Origin of the sequence: Acinetobacter sp. 809848 (assembly GCF_000581275.1) — a bacterium.
Lineage (GTDB): Bacteria > Pseudomonadota > Gammaproteobacteria > Pseudomonadales > Moraxellaceae > Acinetobacter > Acinetobacter pittii.
The window spans coordinates 126,233-138,725 of record NZ_JEXG01000005.1; the positions used below are offsets into that span (position 1 = coordinate 126,233).

The window sequence follows — 12,493 nt, forward strand, 5'->3', positions numbered from 1 at the left end:
GGTTTAAACCAGATTACAAACTAGTAAATATTTTGTTCTAATATTTCTTTCATAAAGCCAGCCCCTGTAGTCATGCCCTTACCCGCAATCGCACTCACCAGAAAGATATTTTTTTCGGCTTCAGTGACACAGGCCAACTCATGTTCATGAGTCAGGTAATAACCATTCCAACGTTTTTGAATTGGAGGTAAAGTCAGCCCTAGTTTTTGGCGGCAGTACGTTTGAATAAACTCATTAATCTCTTCACGCTGCTCGAACTGAGGCGCTTCATTAATCGGATGGTATTCGTGACTATCGCCCACGATCAGTTCACCAAATTCGTTTTGTTTAATCAGAATATGAATACCGAATTCTTTAATGAAGCCTTGTTGTGACGCTTTAACTAGCTCTGCATGACTTGGGCAAATTTCAAAAGCTGGATAACGTGAAATGGATAAGCCTGAATAAAGAGAAGCATTTAATTTTTGGTGAAACTGTTGAGTCAGGGCCATTTGTAAGCCGCAACGTTTCAGATTTAAACTTTGTAAGAGATCTGGATATAAAACATCGATGATTTCACCGTGGCAGATCAAAACTTTATTTGCCCGATATGCCTCGCCACTTGCCAAACGAACCTGACAAATTTCATGTTGATATTGGGTTTGAACGACACAAGCATTGGTATAAATCTTTACGCCTTTTCTTTCGGCATATGCCAATAGTCGCTGCCCAACCACATGCGGTTCGACCGAATAATCTTCTTCAAAAACCAAGCCGCCTTGAAACTGCTGCGAAGGATTTAAATAAGAAAATTGGGTGATCAGCTCATCATGACTCTGTAAATGCACAGGTATTTGATAGTTACTTGCACGCTCGGCAAACTCATTTAAAACCTGCCATTCAAGTGCAGTGTTTGCCAGATAGACACCTTGGCGTTGAGCAAAGGAAATATCGGTTTCAGCTTGAATACGCTGATAAAAAGAACGCGTTTCAAGCGCGTACTTTCGCCACTGTTGCTCTGGATGGGTTAATGTCGAAGTTCCGACCATGCCAAAATTACGACGAGTTGCCCCCACAGGCTTGGCATTTTTCTCGAAGATACAAACTTTTAAGCCTTTTTCTTGCGCTTGTATGGCAGCGGATAGACCTAAAATACCAGCTCCGACAACAATTAAATCAAACTGTGCGTTATTCATAAGACTTCCAATTTGCGAAATTTAGGATGAATAAACCCTTGCCTTGTTGAACAAAGCATTTTCATTTCAGTCGGTTAAATAAAAATTGTGTTTAGCTAAAACTTAATGAGAGCTTTCGCGCCATTGCTGACTTCTTGCCATAATTTTTCGAGTAAATAACCAGTGAATGAGTTTTACAACACATGAGGTGGTTAAAATCAAAATGCTCATAGCAACAGCAGCAACGGTATCTCCTGCATCATCCATATTTAAAACAGCTACCGCAGCTAAACTGGTGTCTGGTGAATAGAGGAAAATCGCAGCCGACACAGTGGTCATGGCATTCACAAAAACATAGACCGATACATCGCATAGCGCAGGAAAACACATTGGCAAATAGACTTTCCAAAAGGTTTTCCACTTCGATGTTCCCAGAGTTTCCGCCGCCTGATCGAGCTGTAAAGGAATTTGTTTAATGGCATTGCTTAAAGTCAGATGTGGCACGGTGTAATAATGCACAATGGTTGAAATCACCAAAATGGTCATGGTTCCATACAGCACATTTAACGGATTACTCTGCTGGTTAAAAAACAAAATGTAGGCAATACCTAGAACCAGCCCCGGCACAGCAAGAGGTAATAAAACCAAAGCTTGCACATAATTTTTAATCAGTGGGTGTGCCTTAAAACGTTCGGTTAATAGTGCCACCATAAAAATCAGTGCTGTTCCCAAAACCGTACTAAAGAGTGCCATGCGAACCGAGTTAAAGTACGCTGCCCAACCGCCACCATCGACATATTCAAAACTATAATGTGCTAGGGTCAAAGACAAATCATAAGGCCAAGATTGAATGAATGAAGCCAGCACTGCCGTAAAGATAATCAGTAAAATCGCAGCTGAAACCAAACCACAAAATATGCTTAGAACAACTTCAAGTTTTTTATTCGATACTGAAACATAAGGTTTAGCCTGAAAGGCTTGAAATCGTGCATGGCGTTTGCTTTGTATTCGATCAAAAAAGAATACAAACACTGCTGGTAGCAATAACAAGATGGAAATCACCGCACCCATACTCATGTTTTGCTGACCAATAATCTGCTTATAGACATCAAGCGCCATCATGTTAAATGAACCACCAATAACTTTCGGAATACCAAAATCGGTCAGCACATAAATAAAAGCCACTAGACTTGCGCTGATGAGTCCATAACGAATTGCAGGTAGTGTGACATGGTAATGCGTCTTCCAGATATTTTTACCCAGTGACAAAGATGCCTCAATTAAACGCTGATCGACACTGCGAAAAGACACCATCATCAACATCAAAATTGCTGGAAATAGCCAAAAGCAGTAACTGATTAAAATACCGATTGGACCATAAATTTGTATATCGCCCAGCAAAGGTTTAAACACACCTTGCTTACCAAATAAATAAACCAATGCCAAAGAAGGCAAAAGTGACGGCGCTAAAATAGGTAAAAAAGCGACCACTTTAAAGAAGCCTTTGCCTTTTATATTTACATTGGTGAGTGCAAAAGCATAAATACTGGCAAGAAATACTGTAATGACAGTAGCAGCACAAGCAACCCACACTGAGTTAAATATAGAGCTGAGTAAAGCTGGGCTTGCAAAATAATTATAAAAATTTTCAAGACCAACAAAACTCTGATTTTCATCAAAAAATGCGGTTTCAAACAGCATCATTAAAGGAGCAATAATCGCTAAAGTCAAAGCGATTGCGACCATAGCTAAAGCAGTATTTGATCTTAATGAATATTCAGTTTTTCGACGCGGCTGTGTTTTTAAAACCGCTGAAGCAGCTTCATTTAACATAGTGCATACCCTTGTTCGTCAAAGACATGAATGAGCTGATTAGGTACTTTTATAAACATGAGTTCTTGCAAGGACTTGAACTTGGTATTTTCAATTTCAATTTGCAAGAGGTGTTTTGCCTGCTCAATTCCATCGATATGAATAGTGCAAAACAAACGGCGTTTGGCGCCTAAAAATTCAGTGCTTAATACTTTAACTGGCAAATACAAAGACTCTTTATCACTGCCAAAATCATCAACCAACTCGACAGCTTCGGGTCTAAAACCAATGCTGTAATTTTCCCCTGCTTTAAGTTTTTGTTGCTCCAAATTTAGAGGAATAAAACCTAGAACCTCGAGCTGATTCGGTACAGCACAAGTGGCTTTTAAAAAATTCATGGTGCCAATAAACTTGGCAACGAATTGAGTTTGTGGCTTGTAGTAAATATTGTGCGGCGTATCAATTTGCTCAATGACGCCATGATTCATCACTACCACACGGTCAGAAATGCTTAATGCTTCTTCTTGATCATGTGTGACCATAATGGTTGGCAAATTAAGCTGCGATTGAATCGAACGGATCTTTTGTCTTAGGTTTAGACGTACCTGAGCATCGAGTGCAGACAAGGGTTCATCCAGCAGTAAAATATCTGGATTCGGTGCAATTGCACGAGCAAGCGCAACACGTTGCTGCTGACCGCCTGATAATTGATTTGGATATTTTTTAGCAATATCGGGTAGTTCAATTAGTTCCAATAACTGTTGAACCCGTTGGCTACGCTGTACCTTATCCCACTTTCTTTTATCTAAGCCGAAAGCAATATTTTCTTCAACGTTTAAGTTTGGAAATAACGCATAGTTCTGAAACACAATGCCACAGTGACGCTTTTCAGCACTCAACAACGTAATGTCTGTGCCTTTTTTTATGACTTTTCCATAATCAGGTTTTTCTAGACCCGCAATTATGCGTAGCAATGTGGTTTTACCACACCCTGAAGGTCCCAAAAAGCTCACGAACTCGCCAGCTTTCAGGTCTAAATTAATATGCGTTAGGGCCTGAAAGTGTTGGAACTTTTTTTGAATATCCACCACTTCTAAAACCGAAGGGCCATGTTCAGGATATTTATAGGTCGTTAATGTCGACAATAAATGCCCTGCTAACTCGCCCTTTTGGTTTTGACCTAGCAGCGATGACTGCAATGACGAAGGTATTTGCATAATAAGGCCCTTATCCAAAAGATCACTTTTCAAAACGCTTTGACCATTCAGCCAAAATACGTTCACGCTGCTCGGCCGCCCAATAAAAATCATTTTTTACGAGCATTTGGGGAAGGTTTTTCGGGAAGTCCATAGTGGTATTTTCAATGCCTTTGTAGGCCACCATTGAAAAGTTATGGGCATAGGCTTCATTTGCCGCTTTGCTTACCGACCAATTTATAAATTTTTGTGCGCTACTTAATTTCTTGGTTCCTTTCACAACTGCTGAGGCTTCCATTTCCCAACCTAAACCTTCAGTTGGATAAACCACTTCTAAAGGTGCACCCTCTGCTTTTAATTTAAAGGCTGGATAACCGAAGGAAATTCCAATTGGGATTTCGCCCTGTGCAGCCATCTTGCAAGGTTTTGAACCCGAATGAGGATATTGCGAAATGTTTTTATCTAAAGCCTGCATATAGACCCATGCCTGCTTTTCGCCCCAAATTTGCATCCAAGCCGTGACATCTAAATAGCCTGTGCCACTCGAAGCTGGATTTGGCATCACAATCAGGTTCTTATAAATCGGGTTGGTTAAATCTTTCCAAGTTTTTGGAATTGGTAACTTACGCTTTTCTAATTCGACTTTATTGACACAAATTGCAGATTCCCATGCATCCATACCCGTCCAAGTCGGTACAGGTTTTTGACTTACAAATTCTGGTTTTAAATTTTGAATACCTTCTGGTTTAAAAGGCTCAAGCATGTCTTTCTTTTCCATGACCAACAAACTGGTTAAAGCAACACCAAAAACTACATCCGCTTGTGGGTTTTTCTGCTCTGCCAAAAGTTTAGCGGTAATCACCCCTGTTGAATCACGTACCCATTTTACTTTTAGCTCTGGATAGGCTTTGTGTAATTCTTCTTGATACTGTTTAAGCTGATCGGCTTCCACTGCCGTATAGACTGTAATTTCTTCTGATTGTTTTGATGTTGCTGATGAACATCCCATTTGAATAGCGACGACCACACCTAAAACTGATGCAGTCCCGAGTTTAATTGTCTGTTGAACATACTGTTTCATCTGCAAACCATCGAATGCAATTATTTGATGATCGTATTTCAACAGCTTTATATGACAGTTTAATTAATCTGGTTTAAACCAGATTGTATTTTTATGCTCGCGCTTCGAAATGTAAATCTAAAACATCATGTAGCCAATATTCTTGGTCAACATCGGTAATCACGCCCTCTTCATTTCTATTGCTACGGCAAATATATAAACCCAGCGCGCCCGTATTTACATGCAATGCTTTAGCCTGTTGGTCGGATAAAGCTGTTGGATAGAGGTTAATGTCAGCTCTGGTGATATGGCAATCATATTGATTTGCCATTAGTAAAGTAATCGATTGCTTGAGATCATGAGTTAAAAACTCGGGAAAAAGCTCGGCATTTACCCGTAAATGCTCAACCAAAACAGGTCGTCCATTAATACAACGACGTCGCCAAACCGAATAAATCGGATGCCCTTTTTCAACTTTTAAATGCTTGGCATCCCAAGAAGTGGCCTGAGTCAGTTCACTCGAAATCACTTCTGTCGAAGGTTCATAGCCTTGTTCAATCACAAACTGATTAAAGTTTTTTGTAGATTGCGGGTGATAAATAATACGAGGAGAACGAACATACCAACCACGGCGGTCTAGTCGATAAATCAAGCCATCAGTTTCCAAAGCCAGCAAAGCTTCACGCGCAGCCACGCGAGTAGTTTGGAATTGTTCAGAAAGCACTCTTTCTGATGGGAGTTTTGCGTGGGCTTCTAATACGCCAGATTCAATATCGTGGGCAATTGCATCGCGGATAGGAATATATTTAGGTATGCGAGCTTGGTCCTGTTCCATACAAACTTAGAATTTATAAATAAAGAAATTAATAGCAATATACTGAAAAAATGTGACAAAAGCTTTTATTAATGCTGATCTTTTAAGCAAAATGCGTTCTATTCCCCGCTTTTTTCCAATTCATTTTTTCATAAAAAATGGTGGGTGTACCCATGGCTTCGAAAAACCTTCCTTAGCTCATTTGTTCATCAAGAAAATCGGCATGGCATAGCCATTACATCATATTTAATTAGACACTTTTTAAGATAAAAATTCATATTTCTGTACGGACTTTTACACAGGAATTGATGGTTTGCACTAAAAATCAATATCAGCCCTCCTATATTACACTCTTGTAGAATTAGAATAATATGATCAAGAAAAAGCCAAACTATTCTGAGCAATAAAAAAAACATACTCATCATCTTATATTTATAAAGTCTTAATACAAAATTATTCATTTAATAAAAACTAAAATATTAAGAAAATTACTCAACTTCAAAACAAACATAAAATTTTAATTTAACTAAAATCTTAAACAATAAATCGAATTAAAAAAAGAATATAAGATATACCAGTCTATTTATTGCACAAAACCAAGACTAAACACTTGTGGTTAAATAACACCAAATTATTCATTCAATCTAATTAATGTTTTATTTATAAAATTTAAATTAACTTATTAAAAACTATTAAATATGACATTAGATGCTTAAAAATTGACTAAAAATAATCCATAACTTCTAAACAGCTTTAACAAAAACAAATAACCAAATGAAAAATATAGTTATTTTAATTTTTTGTATTCTATTGAATAAAATTAAGGATATTTATTCCCCAACTTTTTTATATTTTACCAACTGATAAAAAATACAATCAAATATATTTAATAAAATAAAAAAATCTTTTTTAATAATAAAGTTAATTATTTACCAAATGTTATATTTCAAAAAATTTTATTAAAAACAACCCCAACAAATAGATTAAAAAAATAACATTCAAAAAATTATAATAATTTTTCTTCTTGTTTTTTTATGAATGTATATTTAGATTTAATTAAGATTAATTGAAATCAGATTTGTATTTTTCAATTTAGTTTAAGCAAAATTAAATTTCACTTAATAGCGACCATAATATTTTAAGGAGAAAGTATTATTACAACCAAATCGTGTGACATTTTAAATCAATTATATTTCTGTACTTAACCATAAGAATCCACCCAGCGTTAAATTATATTCAGCCAGGAACGATTAAAAAACTCATGAAACTTAAAACAAAATTTTCTCATCTCGCTTATAGCTGTGCATTAATATTATTCGGTTCGGTGCAATTTGCTCATGCAGCTCCCTTACTTACTCCCCATGTTACGAATGAAGTAAGCCCTGCTCCTACAGCAAATGCATGGATAGAAATTGATACTCAAGCTTTTGAAGATAATATTAAAAGGACAAACCAGTTACTTAATGGCAAAACACAACTTTGTATAGTCATGAAAGCCAACGCATACGGCCATAGTATTGATCTACTTATGCCAAGTGTTATGAAGTTAAACGTATCTTGTATTGGCATTACCAGTAATGCTGAGGCGGCTATGGTGCGTAAGCATGGCTATAAAGGCAAAATTACACGTTTACGTACCGCCACAGATAGTGAAATTATCAATGCACAGGCGTTAAATATTGAAGAGCTTTTAGGTAATTATGACCAAGCTGCCCGTATGTCTAAATGGGCAGAAGCGAACAATACAACTGTTCATTACAGCTTGGCTTTAAATTCAGGCGGTATGGACCGTAATGGTCTTGAAATGGCTACGGCTCTAGGCAAAGAACAAGCTGTTGCGATCACCAAACTTCCCCATCTTAAAATTGACGGCATTATGACCCACTATGCTGTAGAAGATGAAAAATTTGTTCGTGAGCGTCTGGCGCAATTTAATGAACAAACCGCATGGTTGATTAAAAAAGCCAAACTGAATCGTAAAGAATTAACATTACATACCGCTAATTCATTTGCTACCGTAAACGTTCCTGAATCACATTTAGATATGGTTCGTGCAGGTGCAATTATATATGGTGATTTTCCTAATCACCCTGAATTTAAAGGTATGATGGCATTTAAAACACAAATTGCCGCAGTGAATAATTATCTTAAAGATTCAACTGTGGGTTATGACCAAACCTATACTTTAAAACGTGACTCTAAACTCGCAAACCTCCCTGTAGGTTATTCGGATGGCTACCGTCGTAGTTTTAGTAATAAAGCTTTTGTATTAATCAATGGACAAAAAGCGCCAGTGGTTGGTCGAGTATCAATGAATACTGTTATGGTTGATGTAACAGATATTCCAGAGGCCAAAGCAGGTGATGAAGTTGTATTATTTGGTCGTCAAGGCAATGCAGAAGTTAAAACGAGTGATTTAACCAGCCTTACAGGCCATATTTTGACAGAAGCCTATATCCCGTGGAGTAACTCTAACCCACAAGTGATTAAACCCGTTCAATCTCAGCAACAAGTGATATTAACCAATAATAAAGTTACGGCAAACGCCAACTAAACTTTAGGTGAATTGATAGGTAGCCCTATATTCTAAAAAGTATTGGGGCTACTTTTAGCCGAATCACATCTTTTAACCGATCTCATTCCATCCAGTTTTTATATAAAAAAAAGGACATTTGCATGCCCTTTTTATTTTTACTTAGTCTTTAGCTTGCGTGCTTGAAACTATCAATTTGCTTAATCTCATAAGGCAAACCGACATAGTTTTCGGCCAATGTGGTTTTACCTGCAATCGATCCAAGCACATAACTTAACTCGGCTTGTTTAATCTTATGATCAAACTCACTTTCGGTTTCAAAACGATGCAATAAATGAGTCATCCACCAAGAAAAACGCTCCGCTTTCCATACACGTTGTAGGCATTTATCAGAGTATTCATTTATCCCTTGTTCCGAACCTTCGGCATAATATTCAATCAGTGCGCTTGATAAATAAGCAATATCAGATGCAGCGAGATTTAAGCCTTTTGCTCCAGTCGGTGGAACAATATGCGCAGCATCACCTGCTAAAAATAGTTTTCCGAAACGCATTGGCTCGGTCACAAAGCTACGTAACGGCGCGATACTTTTTTCAATAGAAGGTCCTGTCACTAACTTTTCACGGCTTTCAGGGTCTAGGCGGTTTTTTAACTCATCCCAGAACTTTTCATCCGACCAGTCTTCGACGTGATCTGTTAAAGGGACTTGTAAATAATAACGGCTACGTGTTTCTGAGCGCATACTACATAAAGCAAATCCACGTTCTGACTGTACATAAATGAGTTCATCAGCTACAGGTGGAACATCGGCCAACACCCCTAACCAGCCAAACGGATAAACTTTTTCAAAGGTCTTAATTTTATCTTGAGGCACGCTGGCACGGCAGACACCATGATAGCCATCACAACCAGCAATAAAGTCACATTGAATTTGAAAGGCTTTACCTTGGTACTCAAACTCAACTTTTGGTGCAGTGTAGAAATCTTTCACTTGTACATTGTGAGCTTCATAAAATGAAGTGAGCTGTGCTGCTTCACGCGCAGCCATTAAATCTTTGGTGACTTCGGTCTGACCATATACAGTCACTTGTTTTCCACCCGTGAGTGCGGCTAAATCAACTCGATGTAACTCACCATTGGTTAAGATTTCGATGCCCGAATGTGATAATCCTTTTTCTTTTAAGTTTTGGTCAACGCCTGCTTGTTTAAGTAAATCGACCGAAACTTGCTCTAAAATTCCTGCACGAATCCGTGAAGCCACATATTCAGCACTACGTTGCTCAACAATAATATGATCAATTCCAGCTTTATATAGAAGTTGCCCAAGCAATAACCCTGCTGGTCCAGAACCAATAATTGCAACCTGTGTCTTTAAAATATCCATAACTTCATCCTTGTTTCATCCTGACTTTTAAATTACTGGCTTTAAGTTTTGTTCACTATGTATTCAAGACGAAAATAACCGTTTATCATTTAGTTTGTCCGAATAGCGGACAGAAACAACCAAAATAACAGGAATGAAAGGATGCCTTCTCTCGATGCTTTTTTAGAGCACCCAAACTCGCATGAGAAAATTCGTCAAGAAGACTACATTGCAGGATTAGCAAAAGGCTTGGCTTTATTGGAAGCTTTTGGAACAGATCGCCAGCGGCTTAATGTCACTCAAGTGGCTGAGCGAACCGGTATTAGTCGTACAGCGGCAAGGCGTTACCTAAAAACTTTAAAATACTTAGGCTATTTAGAAACCGATGAACATTACTTTTGGCTCACTCATCGCGTGCTGCGCTTTTCGAGTTCTTATCTAAGCTCTGCCCATCTGCCTAAAGTTGCTCAATCATTTTTAAATCTTTTGTGCGCGCAGACGTCGCTGACTTTCTCAATTGTGGTGTTAGACGATAATGAAGTGGTGCCGATTGCGCGTAGTTATTTACCGCAGCAAGATAATTTACGTGTTAGCCCTTATGGCATGCATTTAGGAAACCGTCTCCCTGCCCACGCCACGTCTACAGGTAAAGTATTGCTGGCAGCACTACCTGAAGAAGCCCAACATACGTGGGTAAAAAATTACGGTTTAAAACGCTTAACGCCTTTTACCATTGTAGATGAGTCAAAGTTTTTTGAAGTGCTTAAGGGCATTTCGTTATCGGATTATTGTCTTTCTAAAGAGGAACATGAACTTGGCGTGATTGCGATTGCTGTGCCTGTATTTAATGCACAAGGTCAAGCAGTGGCAGCGCTTAACTGCATGTCGCAAACCAACCGTGTACAAGAAGATTATTTGGTTCAGCAAATTTTGCCATTGCTGCGTAACACGGCAAATGAACTTAGAAATGTGATTTAAATCGTCTTAGAAACTCTTGTCATCAATTAGAGGTACAAGAGTTTCAAATCATAATTTTAAAACAACAGGGTCTTTAACTCGCTGGTTTAGCAGAACTCGTGAAAGAATGAATACGAGCCAATTGATCAGCTAAACAATATTGGAAAAATGACTTACAGCAATTTTAGGCATTGGTATGTTGATGAAGATTTTGTTCAATAGACATGGCTTTTTTCCAGCTTTCTAGGTTTTCTAGACCTTTTACATATTGTTCAATATGGAGATATTTTGAACGAATATTTAAAGAATTAATTAGACCATAGACTACGAAACCAATCATAAAATCGGCACCCGTTAAGTAATCGCCTACTAAGAATTTTTTGCCTACTAACTGTTGATCTAAATATGAAAATACTTTATCCAACTCAGTCTGCGCATATTGATCTAAGAACTTTAATTGAGTGCCATTTTTTAACTCAATTGAATTAAAAATATTTAATAAATATGGAACCATAGCCGAACTTTCTGAAAAATGAACCCATTGTAAATAATCAAGATAACTGTCTGAATCTTTCGCGGGCATCAGTTGAGGAGCAAACTTTTCAATCAAAATTTCTACAATGGCACCTGATTCAGCAATTACTTTTCCATTAAGCTCAATCACAGGTGATTTTCCTAAAGGATGAATGTTTTTTAATTCTTGAGGTGCAAGATTTGTAGTTTTATCTCGAAAATAACTTTTAATTCATAAGGTTGATTAATTTCTTCAAGTAACCACAGAATGCGAAATGAGCGTGAAGCATTTAAATGATGAAGAATAATAGACATTAATTTTCTCTTTTAAACTAGAAGGTCAACAAAGTAAGGCCTAACTATATAGCTTCATAGACGACCGGTCTAATATTTTTTGTTATCAGCCACGCATTTGTCTGATCAAGCAATAAAGTAAATGTCTTAAAAGTATAAAACCACATCCGTAGATATAGTGACAAACTGGCTTTTAATTTTATCGATTGTCTAGCGCATTCTGCGGCATCAAATTACATCACCTACCTAAACTGCACAAAAAACAATCCAACATCTTTTCCCGAGCGATTACCCCATCTGAACTTAAAAGCTGAATAATTGCGCCTTCAATCATATATAAAAATAGTTTGGCATCTTGAAAAGTCGCATCGGTTTTGAGTTTTATAAGCTGGCTATAGATTTCATTCAGCAGCCATGTGCGATATCTCACTGCGGTGATATAGGCTTTTGGATAGCTCAGTTTCGTTTCAAACATGGCTTTAAATAAGAGGTAGTACATTCCCTCTACATGGGTATGTAAGAAATAAAGCTGTTTGAGTTTATCAGCCGCGCTTGTGTCTTGGGCGTACTCAACAATTGAGACCACTTTTTCTTTTAAACGTTCTTTTTGCACGATCAAACAGATTTCAATAAATCGCTCTTTAGAGTGAAAATAGTTATAAAAAGTTGCTTTTGGAGTGTGAGACTCTTTCACGATTCGGTCGATGCCCACGGTATGAAATCCGTGATGATGAAACAAATGAATCGATGTATTAATAATTTGGATCGCACGTGTTGAGAGAACTAAATTTGGCATA

General features: G+C 37.6%; 9 protein-coding genes and 1 pseudogene. 2 read left to right on the forward strand and 8 right to left on the reverse strand.

All coding sequences use genetic code 11. From position 1 onward, the window contains the following. Positions 1–20 precede the first annotated feature (20 nt). The 5 genes from J536_RS09200 to J536_RS09220 all read right to left on the reverse strand — a co-directional run bounded on the left by J536_RS09200 (position 21) and on the right by J536_RS09220 (position 6,057). Positions 21–1,175 carry a TIGR03364 family FAD-dependent oxidoreductase gene (locus J536_RS09200; protein WP_032009990.1) on the reverse strand — a complete coding sequence of 385 codons (1,155 nt, stop codon included), beginning with the start codon at positions 1,173–1,175 and terminating at the stop codon, positions 21–23. 102 nt (positions 1,176–1,277) lie between these two features. Beyond that, a complete protein-coding gene (locus J536_RS09205) occupies positions 1,278–2,987 on the reverse strand; it encodes a putative 2-aminoethylphosphonate ABC transporter permease subunit (protein WP_032062729.1) in 1,710 nt (569 codons plus the stop codon). Further along, positions 2,981–4,183, reverse strand: coding sequence for an ABC transporter ATP-binding protein (locus J536_RS09210; protein WP_032062731.1), 1,203 nt, complete (start codon positions 4,181–4,183; stop codon positions 2,981–2,983). The genes J536_RS09205 and J536_RS09210 overlap by 7 nt, the downstream gene beginning before the upstream one ends. A gap of 22 nt (positions 4,184–4,205) precedes the next feature. Next, entirely contained in the window at positions 4,206–5,243 is a 1,038-nt protein-coding gene (locus tag J536_RS09215) for a putative 2-aminoethylphosphonate ABC transporter substrate-binding protein (RefSeq protein ID WP_032062733.1), read from the reverse strand. 91 nt (positions 5,244–5,334) lie between these two features. After that, positions 5,335–6,057: a UTRA domain-containing protein gene (locus J536_RS09220; protein WP_032062734.1), complete on the reverse strand. Its 723-nt coding sequence runs from the start codon at positions 6,055–6,057 to the stop codon at positions 5,335–5,337. Positions 6,058–7,297: 1,240 nt separating this feature from the next. On the opposite strand from J536_RS09220, the gene alr reads away from it, so the two are divergent. After that, positions 7,298–8,590 carry an alanine racemase gene (alr, locus tag J536_RS09225; protein WP_032062735.1) on the forward strand — a complete coding sequence of 431 codons (1,293 nt, stop codon included), beginning with the start codon at positions 7,298–7,300 and terminating at the stop codon, positions 8,588–8,590. Positions 8,591–8,738: 148 nt separating this feature from the next. On the opposite strand, the gene pobA is transcribed toward alr, so the two are convergent. After that, positions 8,739–9,953 (reverse strand): 4-hydroxybenzoate 3-monooxygenase, encoded by a 1,215-nt coding sequence (gene pobA, locus J536_RS09230; RefSeq protein WP_000353525.1) that lies wholly within the window; start codon positions 9,951–9,953, stop codon positions 8,739–8,741. Between the two features lie 141 nt (positions 9,954–10,094). Between pobA and pobR the strand changes: the two genes are divergently transcribed. Further along, positions 10,095–10,910 carry an IclR family transcriptional regulator PobR gene (gene pobR, locus J536_RS09235; protein ID WP_032053593.1) on the forward strand — a complete coding sequence of 272 codons (816 nt, stop codon included), beginning with the start codon at positions 10,095–10,097 and terminating at the stop codon, positions 10,908–10,910. 163 nt (positions 10,911–11,073) lie between these two features. Here the strand turns inward: pobR and J536_RS0104280 are convergent. Further along, a pseudogene (locus J536_RS0104280) lies at positions 11,074–11,717 on the reverse strand (glutathione S-transferase family protein). 217 nt (positions 11,718–11,934) lie between these two features. Then, positions 11,935–12,492 carry a TetR/AcrR family transcriptional regulator gene (locus J536_RS09240; protein ID WP_032062737.1) on the reverse strand — a complete coding sequence of 186 codons (558 nt, stop codon included), beginning with the start codon at positions 12,490–12,492 and terminating at the stop codon, positions 11,935–11,937. Between the last annotated feature and the right edge of the window lies 1 nt (position 12,493).